The following is a 14,874-nucleotide window of genomic DNA, read 5'->3' on the forward strand; positions in this document are numbered from 1 at the left end:
ATTGGATAGCTGGCCTGTGCGGGACACCAAGGTCTCATTTCCTTGCATGCCACCTCCCGGCATCTTGTCCCACCCGGCAGCGCTGTCTCCCACGCGCTGCCCCGTCGCGAACGTTCCGATCAACAACAGGGGAACATACATGTTCAAGCATTGCACCGGCGCGTCGGTTGGCGCGCTAGCAATCGCTATCGCCAGCCCGGTCGCAGCCCAGAATACTCCGGCCCAGCCGACCAGCACTCAGGCCGCACCCGCCCAGCAGCGCAAGGGTGGTCTCACCGAAATCGTGGTGACCGCTACCAAGCGCACCGAAAGCCTTCAGGACGTCGCAGTCTCGGTCAATGCACTGGGCACCGAGGAACTCGAAAACCTCGGAGTGCAGACCTTCGACGACTACCTCGAGCAGCTTCCCAACGTCACGGCAGGCGGCGGCGGCCCGGGCCAGAGCACGATCTACATTCGTGGCCTTGCCTCGACGACGCCCAACCTCGCCACCGCAGGCGTGGCGGGCCTTGCCCCCAACGTCGCGATGTACCTCGACGAACAGCCGCTCGCGCAGCCGGGCCGCAATCTCGACGTCTACGCCGCCGACCTTGAGCGCATCGAAGTTCTCGCAGGCCCGCAGGGTACGCTCTTCGGCGCCAGCTCGCAGGCAGGCGTCGTGCGCCTCATCACCAACAAGCCCGACCTCCTGGGCTTCGATGCAGCTGCCAAGGGCGGCGTCTCGTGGACCAAGAACGGGGAGCCCAGTTATAACGCCGAGCTCATGCTCAATGTACCCGTGACTAACACGCTTGCCGTGCGCGGCGTCGTCTACATGGACGATCAGGGCGGATACATCGACAACGTGAAGGGCTCCCGTTCGGTCGCCGACAGCGCCCGCTTCCGCGAGGAAGGCGCGCCGCGCTACAACGGCGTGCCCGTGGGCGCGAACCGCGCGGGCCTGCAGGCCGGTGCCGACCTCTCGAACGTCAACTTCATCGAGGCCGACAACACCAACCTCGTTGAAGACAACTTCAACGACACCACTTACACCGGTTTCCGCGTCTCAGCTCTCTGGGAAGTGGCGCCCGACTGGCAGATCACCGTCAGCCATGCGCGCCAGGGTCTCGATTCCGACGGCGTGTTTTTCGCCGATCCGGAGCTGGGTCTGGGTGACCTCGAAGTGCAGCGCTTCCAGCCCGATCGCCTGGAAGACAACTTCTCGAACACCGCCTGGACCGTCGAGGGCCGCCTGGGCATGCTCGACCTCGTCTACACCGGCGCATTCACCGACCGCGAGACCTCGCAGCAGGTCGACTATTCCGACTACCTCTACGTCGGCCAGTACCTGCCCTACTACATCTGCGACGGCTCGGTTTCCTACCCCGGCGCTGACGGTCCGATGGGCACCTGCCAGGCGCCCAACCTCTACGTTACCTCGGACAGCAAGACCAAGCAGTTCACCCAGGAACTGCGCGTGAGCACCCCGGCCGAGAACCGCTGGCGCGTCACTGCGGGGGGCTTCTACTCGAAGCTGACCCTCGAAGAGCGCAACGACTTCATCTATCCAGGCAGCCAGTACGTCGACCTGTGGGGCGAAACCGGCTTCCCCGAGAACTTCCCGTTCCCGGGTGCCTGGCAGAGCGATCCAGGTCCGTTCCCCAACGGCACCAACTTTCGCAACGACATCAAGCGTTCGGATGAGCAGTTCGGCATCTTCGGCGAGGCCTCCTACGACCTTGTCCCGGACCTTCTCAGCGTCACGCTGGGCGCCCGCTATTACAACGTGGCGGTGGACCTGAAGGGTACCGCGAACAGTTCGTTCTGCAACGCTGGCGGCACCGACGCGAATGCCTTTGGCACCAACCTCTCGGACCTTTACGACGGGGACGGCGAGTTCACCTTTATCGGTTCATGCGGCGACACGCTGGGCCTGACCTTCAACCAGGGCGACAGCGTCCAGGATATCATGGATGCAGGGCTCACCGAGAGCCAGGCCATGCAGGTCTTCAACGCCCTCTCGGCGCCCGACAAGGCCAAGACCGAAGGCGTCATCTTCAAGGGCTCGCTGACCTTCACGCCCACCGAAGACGTCATGTTCTACGCGACGTATTCGGAAGGCTTCCGTCCGGGCCTGCTCAACCGTCCGGGCGGCGCGGTCAGCCCGTCGGGCTACATGGTGCCCTTCGAGCTGCAGACCGACGAGGTCAACAACTACGAGATAGGCTGGAAGACCGAGCTGTTCGACCGCCAGCTACGCTTCAACGGCAGCGCGTTCTACGTCGACATCTCGAACCTGCAGACCACGATTTTCGACACCTCGATCGTCAACCTGTTCTTCTCGGACAACGCGGCAGATGCGCGCATCCTGGGCGTCGAGGGTGACTTCACCTTCGCTCCCTACGCGGTGCCGGGCCTGACGCTGGCCGGTGCCTTCTCGGTGCTCGACACCAAGATCACCGAGGTGCTGACCCCGACCGACGATGTCACCAAGGGCAACTCGCTGGCCTACGCGCCTTCCTTCCAGGGCAACCTGCGCGTGCGCTACGAGTGGGATCTGGGCGACACGGGCCTTGTAGCCCATGTCATGCCGCAAATGGTGCATTCGGGTTCGAAGTATACCGACATCATCAACATCAACCGCCTGAAGCTCGACAGCTACACCACCTTCTCGATGACTGCGGGCGTCAAGAAGGACGACTGGTCGGTCGAGGTCTTCGGCGAGAACCTGACCGACAAGCGTGCCCAGATCTCGGGCAACTTCTACTACGATGCCCCGCGCATCAACACCAACCGCCCGCTGACGGTCGGTGTACGCGTCGGCTGGCACTACTGATCGCATCTCCCGGCGCCTTCTGCGTGAAGGCGCCGGGAATCGGACAATCCGGCGGCAGGCGGGCATCGGGCCTTGCCTGCCGCTTGGCGTTTGCGGCAAGGACATTCCCATGGCATCGCGTGACCCCAACCCCGCCCTCTCCTCCATCGATGAAACCGCCGTGCTGAAAGAGGCCTGCGAAGCCCTGCAGCGCGGTCAGTTCACCCCTGCACTGGGCGTGTTGGCGCCGCTTCTCGACGCCGAGGAGCCGAGTGCGGAAGGGCTTTACATGGCCGCCGTCGCGTGCCGTTATCTCAAGTGCTTCGCCGAGGCTGAACGCTATCTCTCAGCCCTGTCCGCCGCGCAGCCCGAATATGGCCGTGCCTGGCAGGAGGCCGGCCATCTCGCCCGCGACCAGGGCGATGTGCCGGGAGCCCTTCGCGCCTATGCCCGGGCGACCCGCTACAACCCGGTGCTCGACGCCAGCTGGCGCGCGCAGGCCGCCCTTCTTGCTCGCACTGGACGCAGCGCCGAGGCCGCGCGGGCCCGCACCCAGGCCGAGCGCATCGCCGCCCTCCCCCGCGAGCTTCTGGCCGTCTCGAACCACCTCCACGAAGGCCGCCTGCTGCGCGCCGAGGAGATCTGCCGGGCCTACCTCCAGACCCACCGCACCGACATCGAGGGCATGCGCCTGCTGGCCGAAATCGCCAGCCGCCTGGGCATCCTTGATGACGCTGAGTTTCTTTTGGAAAGTGCGGTTACTTTTTCTCCCGACACCGTGCAGTTGCGGCTCGACTACATCCAGGTCCTGCGCAAGCGCCAGAAATTCGCACAGGCGCTAGAGCAGGCCGAGGCCCTGCACGCCCGTGATCCCGAGAGCCCCGTCTTCGCCTCGCATCTTGCCATCGAGGCCATGCAGACCGGCGACTATGCCCGCGCCTTCGCGCTGTTCGACGCGGTGCTTGAAAAACTGCCCCAAGACCCCGCCACGCTCACCAGCAAGGGCCACGCACTCAAGACCACCGGCGCGCAGGACGAGGCCGTCGCCTCCTACCGCGCAGCCATCGCCGCCAAGCCCGAGCACGGCGATGCCTGGTACGCGCTCGCCAATCTCAAGACCTGGCGCTTTTCAGAGGACGAGCGCGCGCGCATGGAGGACCTGTTGGCCCAGCCCGATCTTGCCTTCATGGACCGCGTTCACCTGACTTTCGCCGCCGCCAAGGCTGCCGAGGACGAAGGGTTGCACGCCGAAGCCTTCGCGCACTACGCCCACGGCAACGAACTCAAGCTGCGCCAGAGCCGCTATGACGCGGACCGCATGCACGACGAGATCTCCGCCCAGATCGCAACCTGCACGCCCGAACTTTTCGAGCGTCAGGCGGGCAAGGGCCACAGCGCGCCCGACCCGATCTTCATTCTCGGCTTGCCGCGCGCGGGCTCGACCCTGCTCGAACAGATCCTCGCCTCGCACCCGATGATCGACGGCACGCTGGAACTACCTGATATCCTTGCCACCGCGCACCGCCTGCGCGGCCGCAAGGCGAGCGCGCCGCGCTACCCGCAGATCCTGCACGAACTTTCAGCCGAGCAAATGGAGGGACTGGGCAAGAGCTACATCGAGAACACCCGCATCCACCGCCAGGGCGCGCCGCTGTTCATCGACAAGATGCCCAACAACTTCCGGCACATCGGCCTCATCCACCTGATCCTTCCCAACGCAAAGATCATCGATGCCCGCCGCGATGCGATGGATTGCTGCTTCTCGGGCTTCAAGCAGCTCTTCGCCGAAGGGCAGGAGTTCACCTATGGCCTGACCGAGATCGGCCGCTACTACCGCGACTACGTGGCGCTGATGGAGCACTGGGACCAGGTCCTGCCCGGCCGAGTTCTGCGCGTGCAGCACGAAGACGTACTCGACGATCTGGAGGGCCAGGTGCGCCGTATGCTGGACTATATCGGGGTTCCCTTCGATCCGGCCTGCCTGGACTTCCACAAGACCGACCGCGCGGTGCGCACGGCCAGCTCCGAACAGGTCCGCCGTCCCATCTCGCGCACGGGCGTCGGGGCGTGGAAGCCCTACGGCGACTGGATCGACCCGCTGCGCAAGGCCTTGGAAGGCTGATCCCGGCGCGGCTTTTCGAGCACTGCAACAGTTGCGTAAGCCATATTTAGGACAGCGCAACTCACTGAGCATTTGCGGCGAAATGGAGGATACACTCGATTGTCTTTGATCGAGGACATTGCGCTGCAACAATAGGACAGTCATTCTGCACCGCGAAACGCGCGTTGCTTCAAGACGAAGTGACGCACCCGGCAACGCGGAGCCTGACGATGACTTCTCCCGCCCCCACGCCCGGATCGGCCGGCGCGCCCTCATCCCCGCGCGAGCCGCTGGACGGCATCGCCCAGACGCTCGACCGCTCGGCCTCCGCCGCGATCGCGCAAGCGACCAGCGGGCTCTCACCCGCCACCATGATCCTTGCCGCGACCGACTGGGCGCTCCACCTTGCCTCCGCGCCCGGCAAGCAGATGCAGCTCGCCGCCAAGGCCGGGGGTAAGGCGCTGCGCCTGATGGGCTACACCGCGCGCGCCACTCGCGATCCCGAGACCCCGCGCGTGGTCGAACCACTGCCGCAGGATCGCCGCTTCCAGGGCCCCGAATGGCACCAGGCGCCCTACAACGTGTGGACCCAGGCCTTCCTCCTCAACCAGCAGTGGTGGGAAGCGGCGACCACCGGCATCGGCGGTGTCTCAAAACACCACGAGGACATGGTTTCCTTCGCCGCGCGCCAGATCCTCGACATTTTCGCCCCCACCAACTTCATCGCCACCAACCCGGTCCTGCAGAAGCGCATCGCCGAAACCGGGGGCAAGTGCCTTGTCGACGGGCTCGACTATTTCTTCGAGGACATGCGCCGTTACCTCACCGGGCGCCCGGCCGCCGGCACCGAGGCATTTCAGGTTGGCAAGGACGTCGCGGCCGCTGACGGCAAGGTCGTCTACCGCAACCGCCTGATCGAACTCATCCAGTACGCTCCCACGACCGAGACCGTCCGGCCCGAGCCAGTGCTGATCGTGCCCGCCTGGATCATGAAGTACTACATCCTCGATCTTTCGACGCACAACTCGCTGGTCGAGTGGCTGCGCGCGCGGGGCTACACCGTGTTCATGATCTCGTGGCACAACCCCGATGGGCATGACCGCGACCTAGACATGGACGCCTACCGGCGCCTCGGACCGTTAGCCGCGCTCGATGCCATCAGCGCCATCACGGGAGCCGAGAAGATCCACGGCGCAGGCTACTGCCTTGGCGGCACCCTGCTCTCCATCGCGGCCGCCGCCATGGCGCGCGAGGGGGACGAACGCCTCGCCAGTCTCACGCTGATGGCCGCGCAGACCGAATTCAGCGAGCCCGGCGAACTGGGTCTCTTCATCGATGAGAGCCAGCTCCATGTGCTGGAGAACATGATGTGGAGCCGGGGCTATCTGGAGAGCGACCAGATGGGCGGGGCCTTCCAGATCCTGCGCTCGAACGACCTCATCTGGTCGCACATGCTCCAGACCTACCTGATGGGCGAGCGCGCCGACATCAACGACCTCATGGCCTGGAACGCGGACGGCACGCGCATGCCCTACGCCATGCACAGCGAGTACCTGCGCAAGCTCTTCCTCCACGACGATCTTGCCGAAGGGCGCTTTCGCGTCGATGGCCATGTTGTGACGATGGAGGACATCGCCGTTCCTGTCTTCGCCGTGGGCACCGAGCGCGACCACGTGGCGCCCTGGCGCTCGGTCTACAAGATCCACCTTCTCACCAACACAGCGGTGACCTTCGTGCTGACGAGCGGGGGACATAACGCCGGGATCGTCTCCGAGCCGTGCCACCCGCATCGCCATTACCGCATCGCCACGCACCCCCATCCCAACGGCAATCTCGCACCGGAGGAATGGTGCGAGCGCGCCGCGCTCAAGGACGGATCCTGGTGGCTCGACTGGGGGGCATGGCTCGATACCCATTCGGGCGAGCCAACCTCGCCGCCCCCGCTCGGCAACGCGGACAAGGGCTATCCCGCCTTGTGCGACGCGCCCGGTCGCTATGTGCTCGAGAAATAGGATCCACGCCCCGATGTCGACCGACCAGACCATCACCAACCGCACGTTCGACGAGATCGCCGTGGGCGACAGCGCCAGCGTCAGCCGCACGCTAACCCAGCGCGACATACATCTCTTCGCCCTCGTCTCGGGCGACGTGAACCCGGCCCATGTCGATATCGACTATGCCGAGCACGACATGTTCCACAAGGTGATCGCCCACGGCATGTGGGGGGCGGGCCTGATCTCGGCCGTCCTTGGCACCGAGCTGCCCGGGCCAGGCACGATCTACCTCGGCCAGTCGCTGCGCTTTACCGCACCCGTGGCGCTGGGCGACACGATTACCGCCACGGTCACCGTCACCGAACGCCGCGAGGACAAGAAGCGCCTCAAGCTCGACTGCACCTGCACCAACCAGGAGGGCACGACCGTCATCACCGGCGAGGCCAGCGTCATCGCCCCGACCGAGCGCGTTGCGCGTCCGCGCGTCGCCCTACCCGACATTCGCCTTTCCGACCACAGCCAGTACCAGCGCCTGATCGAGGCCGCCAAGGGCGGTGCGAACGTTTCCACCGCCGTTGTCCACCCCTGCTCGGCCACCGCCATCACCGCCGCCTGCGAAGCCGCCGAGGCGGGTTTCATCGCCCCTATCCTCGTCGGCCCACCTGCGCGTATTGCCGAGGCTGCCCAGCAGGCGGGCAAGGACATCTCGCCTTTCCGTATCGTCGAGACTGCCCACAGCCACCAGTCCGCCCAGCGCGCGGTCGAGCTTGTCCACGCGGGCGAGGCGCAGCTCCTGATGAAGGGCGCACTTCACACCGACGAACTGATGGGCGCGGTCGTCGCCCGTGCTGGCGGCCTTCGCACCGAACGACGCATCAGCCACGCTTATGTCATGGACGTGCCCGGCCACGCTGAGCCCATCATCATCACCGATGCGGCCATCAACATCGCGCCGGACCTCGACTGCAAGGCCGACATCATCCGCAACGCCATCGATCTCGCGAACGTGATCGGCAAGGAGACCCCGCGCGTCGCCATCCTGGCCGCGGTGGAGACGGTGAATCCGGCCATGCCCGCAACGCTCGACGCCGCGGCCCTATGCAAGATGGCCGACCGGGGCCAGATCACCGGCGGCCTACTCGACGGACCGCTCGCCTTCGACAACGCCGTCAGCGAAAGCGCCGCGCGCGAGAAAGGTATCATCTCGCCCGTGGCGGGCAAGGCCGACATCCTCATGGTGCCCGATCTGGAGGCGGGCAACATGCTGGCCAAGCAGCTCACCTTCCTCAGCGATGCGGACGCGGCGGGCGTCGTCCTGGGCGCGCGCGTGCCGATGATCCTGACCAGCCGGGCCGACAGCCTGCGCACCCGGCTTGCCTCCTGCGCGGTCGCCGTGCTGATGGCCCGTGCACAGACCATGGCCGCACCGGGACTTGCCGAATGAAAGCCATCGTCAGCCTGAACTCGGGGTCCTCGAGCATCAAGTTCGGCGTCTTCCGCCTTGAGGAAGGCAACCATCCGGTCCATTCGGCGGGCGGCAAGTTCGAGAAGATCGGCATCGCGCCCAGCCTGCGCATTGCCACCGACGCGGGCGAGGTGCTGCTTGAGAAGGACTGGCCCGATGGGGCCCACCTCACCCACGCGGACCTGCTCGACTTCCTGTTCGACTGGGCGACGAGCCACATCGCAAGCGGGGCCATCGTCGCCATCGGCCACCGCGTGGTTCACGGAGGTACCCGCTTCGTCACGCCCCAGAAAGTGACATCCGAACTGCTCGACGAACTGGAGGCACTCTCCCCCCTCGCTCCGCTGCACCAGCCGCACAACCTCGTCGCGATTCGAACCCTCACGCGGCTTGCTCCCGATCTCCCACAAGTCGCCTGCTTCGACACCGCATTCCACCACGACAAGCCCGAGGTTGCCGCGCGCATGGCGATCCCCCGCAGCCTCCACGAGGCAGGCATCCGGCGCTACGGGTTCCATGGCCTCTCGTACGAATACATTGCGCGTGCGCTCGACCGGCTCGACCCTGCGCTGGCGCAAGGCAAGGTCATCGCTGCGCACCTGGGCAACGGGGCGAGCCTGTGCGCGATGGCCAAGGGGTGCAGCATCGATACCACGATGGGCTTTACCGCGCTCGACGGATTGATGATGGGTACACGCTGCGGGCGGCTTGATCCCGGCGTTATCCTGCACCTCCAAAGTCAAATGGGCTACAGCGCCGAGGCGGTTGAGGCGATGCTCTACCGCCAGTCGGGATTACTCGGCGTGTCAGGCATCTCCAGCGACATGCGCGAACTTGCCGCAAGCCACGAGCACGCCGCACGCGAGGCGATCGAACTCTTCGCCTACCGTGCGGCGCGCGAGATCGGTGCGCTCACCGCCTCGCTCCAAGGTCTCGACGGTCTCGTCTTCACCGCAGGGATCGGCGAGAACGACGCGGACCTGCGCACCGATATCTGCGCCCGCCTCGCCTGGCTTGGCGTCATCCTCGATGAAGAGGCCAACGCCGCCCACGCTCCAGTCATCTCCGCGCCGGAAAGCCGCATTGCCGTGCGCGTCATACCCACCGACGAGGAGCGCATGATCGCGCTCCACACCCTTCGCATTCTCTGTGGAGACCTGCCATGAAGCCACTTGTCGACCTTGCTGGAAAGCGCGGCCTCGTCATCGGGATCGCCAACGAGAACTCCATCGCAGCAGGCTGCACACGCGCCTTCGCGCACGCCGGCGCGCGCCTTGCGGCAACGTATCTAAACGAGAAGGCCCGCCCCTTCGTGGAGCCGGTCGCCGATGCGATGGGCTGCGAGTGGATCGCCCCCCTTGACGTGCGCGAGCCGGGCCAGCTGGAAGATCTGTTCGAAGAGGTGAAGACGCGCTGGGGCGGGCTTGACTTCCTGCTCCACTCCATCGCCTTTGCCCCGCGCGAGGACCTGCACGGGCGCGTGACCGACTGCTCGGCCGAAGGCTTCGCACTTGCCATGGATGTTTCGTGCCACTCGTTCATCCGCATGGCCAGGCTCGCAGAGCCGCTGATGGCGGACGGTGGCTGCCTGATGTGCGTGACGTTCTATGGATCGGAGCGGGTCGTCGAGCACTACAACCTGATGGGCCCGGTCAAGGCCGCGCTCGAAAGTACCAGCCGCTATCTCGCCGCCGAACTGGGCCCCTCAGGCATTCGCGTCCACGCCATCTCGCCCGGCCCCATTGCAACACGCGCGGCCAGCGGCATCGCACGCTTCGATGAACTGCTCGAACGCACGGCCGCCAGCGTGCCGGTCCACGAGCGCGTCGATATCTACGATGTCGGCGCACTCGCCGCCTTCCTCGCGAGTTCCGCCGCGCGCCGCATCACCGGAACCGTGATCCCGGTGGATGCAGGCGAACACATCATGGGCTAGGGCCGCGGCCTCAGAGGCCTGAAACGTAGCGCGTCACCGCCTCCACCCAGTCTTCGGGCATCTGGTCGACGACGTCGACACCGCCCCCCTCCAGCGCCGCGAAGGCAAAGTCCGGCCGGATCGCATGGGCGGCGAGCGCGTGCTCGTAGATCACATCGCCGGTATTGGTAAGGATGAGCGCGGGGCGCTCGAGCCTGCGCAGCTTTTCGTCGTGCCGGTACTGGAAGGCCGCGTGGTGCCCGTGCCAATAGGCGCCCTGCCCCTCGAAGGCCTGGACGACGTATTCACTGATGCGTGCCAGCGTAACCGTGCCCTTGGCAAGGCCCGTACGGGCCGCATGCACCATGTTGAACTGCGTGCCATCGTCGGTCGCCGTGATGGTGCGCTCGGTCTGGTGCAGACCCTCCATGAACTCGGTGCGTTCCTGCTCGCTAACCGGCATCGGGCCATTCAGGATTACCGCTCGCACGCGGTCCGGGAACTGGATACCCACCTCGGTCGCTACCATTGCGCCGGTATGGTGGCCCAGCACCACCGCATCGGGATAGCCTAGCGCGTCGAGAACCGACGGCACAACGGCGGCCCAGTCCTCCACCCGAGGCACGCCCGGGACGGGATCGGACATGCCGAACCCGGGCATGTCGATGGCGATGGCATGGAAACCCTGGGCGGCCAGTGGACGCAGCACGTTGTCGTATTGGGCCGAGGTCATCGGCGCCTGGTGCAACAAGACAATTGCCCCGCGGATCTGGGTAACAGCTCCTTCGTGGCGGTAGTGGATCTGCCCGTAGGGGCCTTCGGTGTAACCGCGTCGCGACCAGCGCTTCACTCGTGCATCTCCTCTTGCGAACGGACCGGTGGCCGCGCCTCTTGCCTTAGGACGGACATCGCACGCCCACCTGCGCGCGGCACGCCTTGCCCGCAGCATGCTCCACCGTGCGAGCAGACGGCCGACTCGTCCCTCAAGCGCGAGATCGATTACATTGGCGCCACAATTGGCCGAAAGTATAAGGCATGGCGCTTCGAGCGCAGGAATGGAGCGTGTTCGCAGCGCAGCATGCGCGTCATCCGGATGCCAAGCCCTTGGGGTATCTCGCCTCTACGTTTCGCCCAATCACGCTCCATGCCGCACTGCAATGATCCGACAGGCGGACAAATATGCATAATTATTGCGCTAAACCGTAACATTATCAGCGGACTACGACACAGCCGACCACACCTTCGCGAACGTCGCTTGCAATCCGGAACGAATCGCGCATTCTCATGAAAACGAAACGCACAGATTAGACATTCAACCCAGAAACAGGGGTCATGTCCGATGAAATCACGTGTACGGGTCACATCCAAGGGCACACCCATTGCGACCATCCGCAAGTCGCCCGCGATGCACGCCACCCACGCGGAACGACGACGGTAATGTCCCTTCCTGTCGACGTTCGGGGCCTGCCCGTCACCCGCTACACGTGACAGGGGCGATGCAGTCCTCTCTCTCCTCCTCCCAACGGCTGCATCGCCCCTTTCCCATTTCTCGTCCGGAGCCCGGCCCCGCCGGCGCCCCGCCCTGACGGAGTGTGCCACGATGGTTGAACTGCCGGATCTTCCCAACGATCTGTGCGCCCTTGCCCGCGCCATTGCCGATGGCACCGTCTCGAGCGAGGACGCGGTGCGCACCACGCTCGCCCGGGCCGAAGGCACACGCGATCTTAACGTCTTTGTCGAGATCGAGGCCGAAAGCGCACTGGCCCGGGCGCGCCAGTGCGACCGGGAACGCCAGGCCGGCTCGCTGCGCGGCCCCCTTCACGGCGTCCCCCTCGCCCACAAGGACATGTTCTTCCGCCAAGACCTTCCGACAGAGGCGGGGGCAGCCCTGTGGCGCGGCTTTCGGCCAGAGGAAACCTCCCCGCTCATTGCCCGGCTCGAAGGGGCAGGCGCGATTACTCTTGGCCGCCTTCATATGGCCGAGTTCGCGCTGGGCCCCACCGGACACAACGTCCACCTGGGACGCTGCGGCAATCCCCGGCACCCCCGCGCCATATCGGGCGGCTCGTCCTCGGGCTCGGCTGCAGCGGTCGGCGCGGGCATTCTTACCGCCTCGCTGGGATCGGATACGGGAGGGTCCGCGCGGGTTCCTGCGGCGTAAGCGGCCTCAAGCCCACCACCGGCCTCCTGCCCACGTATGCGATGATGGAACTCTCGCGCACCTGCGACACGGCGGCTCCCATTGCCACTTCCTCGCGCAGTCTGGCGCTGTTGATGACGGTCCTCGCCGCGAATGGCCGCGATTACATGGCCGGGATCGGCGAGGATCTTTGCGGGCTTCGCATCGGCCTTCCCACCACCTGGTACAACGACGGCATCCATCCCGAGATCGATTACGCGCTTGAAGGCGCCGCTGCCCAGATGCGCGCACTGGGCGCAACGCTGGTCGATGTCGCCGTGCCCGACCAGTCAGCCATGGCCCGCGCGGCCGGTACAATCGCCCTCTACGAAAGCGCGCGCGTCCGCGCCCGCGACCTGGCCCTGCGCCCCGGCGACTTCGGCGAGGACGTGCGCGCCCGCCTCGCGCGGGGCTCAGCCATCAGCGAAAGCGACTACGGCGGTGCGCTCGCCCTGCGCCACTGGGCGCAAGTGGCGATGCGCGACGGCCCGTTTGCCAACGTCGACCTGCTCCTGACCCCGGCGACACGTATGTCTGTGCCGCTTGCCCGCGACGTGGAGATCCTCGGGCCGGACAGCCGCCAGCAGCTCATCGGGGAGATTTCGGAACTGACCCGGCCCACGTCGTTGCTTGGCTTTCCCGCGCTGGTCACCCCGATGGGGTTCGACACCCGGCGCCTGCCCCTAGCGCTCCAATTGATCGGTCCGCCACACAGCGAGGCCCGTCTCCTGCGCGCCGCACATTCCTACGAACAGGCAACCAGGTCGCGCGCCCACCCGCACGCAGCCCTCGCCCGAGCCTAGTCCGCCATGCCGGCCCTTATGCTCCTTTTCCCGATACCTCGTTGCACCTTTTCGAACACCCTGGCCGTGCCCCAGCGAAGTCCGCTGCGATATGGCCACCCTTCGACGGCGGCTACGCTCTCTCTCCTACGTATCCTCGGCGTGGCCGCCGTCTTTTTTGCCGTTTTTCGGCCAGCCGGGATGTCTCCCACTGCGCGCCCTCATCGCATTCACCCGAGGCGGAGCCCATAACAAGAGCACCGCTCCACCAGGCCCTCGGGTCGCGGAGAAGCCCCGGTCCCATCGCCGGGCTGGGGCTTCTTTCGGCGGCAGCGTCGATTGGACAAGGATAGAGGCGGATCAGGTGCCCACAACAGCCCGGGCCGGAACCGGCGCGGTCGATTCCCGGACAATTAGACGGTGGGGCAGAATAACTTCACGCGCGGGCGGTTGGCGGTCGGCGGGTAGAAGGGCATCGAGCATGAGACGCATCGCGGTCTCACCGATCTGCACTGTGGGGCTGTGTACGGTGGTAAGCGGCGGACTGGCGTAGGCCCCGAAGCGCAGGTCATCGAATCCGACCACCGAGACATCATCGGGAACCGACAGCCCGCAGGCTCGCAGCGCGCTCATCGCGCCGAGCGCCATCTCGTCGTTGGAGCACGCGACCGCCGTGAAGGCTGTTCCTGCATCGAGCAGGCGGACCATGGCGTCATAGCCGGACTGCAACGTGAAGTCGCCCTCGTGCACGAGCTGCGGATCGAACTCGATCCCCGCACGGGCAAGCCCCAGGCGATACCCCGCCAGGCGGTCCTGCGATATGAACAGGTGGATCGGCCCGGTCACCGCGGCGATCCTCCTGTGGCCAAGTCCGGCAAGATGGCCGACCACCAACGCGCTTGCCTCGTGGTTGTCGATCTTCACGCGCGGCAAGGTGAGGTCGAGCGGATATTCGCAGGCAAACACGATCGGCGGCAGCGCGCCCTTGGCGGGCGGATTGACGACGATGTCGGGCAGGTTGCTTTCCAGCAGGATCATCCCGTCGGCCTGCTTGCCCGCGATCATCGCGGTATAGGTGTTGAGGGCATCGCGGTCGCCCTCGGTGATGCCTAGGAGCACGCGCATGCGGCTCGTGCGCGCGACGTTCTCGATACCCTCGACGAAGGCAGAGGTGAACGGATTGTAGATGCTGGGGACGACAACCAGGACATTATCGCTGCGCTGGCGGCGAAGCCCCGCCGCCATGTGATTGGGATGGTAGTTGAGGTCGGCAATGGCGGCCTCGATCCTCTTGATCGTAGTCGGCCGCACCATCGAAGGCGTGCTCAGCGCGCGCGAAACGGTCGCTACCGAAACGCCCGCGACGCGGGCAATGTCCTTGATATTTGCCATTACTGTAATCGTTACAGTTGCGACGGATCGCACACAAGTGATTCACACCCGGCACCTGCAACCTTTGAGGATGGTAACCTTCCTCTTTCCCAAAGCCCCACTTGCCGGTCCTTGAAAAGGAATCCTAGTGGATTGATTCCAACGTTTGGTGCCCGCGCCTGACAGCGGCGATGATGTCGTGGGGGTCGGCTTTCCAGACGAAGGGACGCGGATCCTCGTTGTGCTCTTTGATGAAGCGGTTGATGGCTGCCT

8 protein-coding genes and 2 pseudogenes are annotated in these 14,874 nt (G+C 65.5%); 7 read left to right on the forward strand and 3 right to left on the reverse strand.

From position 1 onward, the window contains the following. Nucleotides 1-139: 139 nt before the first annotated feature. From FMM79_RS06950 to fabI, 6 genes are all read left to right on the forward strand, one after another. Complete coding sequence (locus FMM79_RS06950) at nt 140-2,815, forward strand: TonB-dependent receptor (protein ID WP_148626778.1); 2,676 nt, start codon at nt 140-142, stop codon at nt 2,813-2,815. A 109-nt stretch (nt 2,816-2,924) separates the two neighbouring features. Continuing rightward, nucleotides 2,925-4,916, forward strand: coding sequence for a tetratricopeptide repeat-containing sulfotransferase family protein (locus FMM79_RS06955; RefSeq protein WP_148626779.1), 1,992 nt, complete (start codon nt 2,925-2,927; stop codon nt 4,914-4,916). Between the two features lie 209 nt (nt 4,917-5,125). Continuing rightward, nucleotides 5,126-6,907, forward strand: a complete 1,782-nt coding sequence (locus tag FMM79_RS06960; RefSeq protein WP_148626780.1) for an alpha/beta hydrolase — start codon at nt 5,126-5,128, stop codon at nt 6,905-6,907. A 13-nt stretch (nt 6,908-6,920) separates the two neighbouring features. Further along, nucleotides 6,921-8,333, forward strand: coding sequence for a bifunctional enoyl-CoA hydratase/phosphate acetyltransferase (locus tag FMM79_RS06965; RefSeq protein WP_148626781.1), 1,413 nt, complete (start codon nt 6,921-6,923; stop codon nt 8,331-8,333). Then, nucleotides 8,330-9,520: an acetate/propionate family kinase gene (locus FMM79_RS06970; RefSeq protein WP_148626782.1), complete on the forward strand. Its 1,191-nt coding sequence runs from the start codon at nt 8,330-8,332 to the stop codon at nt 9,518-9,520. The genes FMM79_RS06965 and FMM79_RS06970 overlap by 4 nt, the downstream gene beginning before the upstream one ends. Then, nucleotides 9,517-10,290, forward strand: coding sequence for an enoyl-ACP reductase FabI (fabI, locus tag FMM79_RS06975; protein WP_148626783.1), 774 nt, complete (start codon nt 9,517-9,519; stop codon nt 10,288-10,290). Before FMM79_RS06970 ends, fabI begins: the two co-directional genes overlap by 4 nt. A 10-nt stretch (nt 10,291-10,300) precedes the next feature. Here the strand turns inward: fabI and FMM79_RS06980 are convergent, their stop codons facing one another. Continuing rightward, on the reverse strand, nt 10,301-11,119 hold the full coding sequence (locus FMM79_RS06980; RefSeq protein ID WP_240339027.1) for an alpha/beta fold hydrolase: 819 nt from the start codon (nt 11,117-11,119) through the stop codon (nt 10,301-10,303). Nucleotides 11,120-11,869: 750 nt separating this feature from the next. Here FMM79_RS06980 and FMM79_RS06985 point away from each other — a divergent pair. Next, a pseudogene (locus FMM79_RS06985) lies at nt 11,870-13,251 on the forward strand (amidase). A gap of 339 nt (nt 13,252-13,590) precedes the next feature. On the opposite strand, the gene FMM79_RS06990 reads toward FMM79_RS06985, so the two are convergent. Further along, nucleotides 13,591-14,622: a LacI family DNA-binding transcriptional regulator gene (locus FMM79_RS06990; RefSeq protein WP_148626785.1), complete on the reverse strand. Its 1,032-nt coding sequence runs from the start codon at nt 14,620-14,622 to the stop codon at nt 13,591-13,593. Nucleotides 14,623-14,746: 124 nt separating this feature from the next. Further along, nucleotides 14,747-14,874 (reverse strand): annotated as a pseudogene (locus FMM79_RS06995) (IS630 family transposase); the annotation flags it as partial.

Origin of the sequence: Novosphingobium sp. BW1 (assembly GCF_008107685.1) — a bacterium.
GTDB lineage: Bacteria > Pseudomonadota > Alphaproteobacteria > Sphingomonadales > Sphingomonadaceae > Novosphingobium.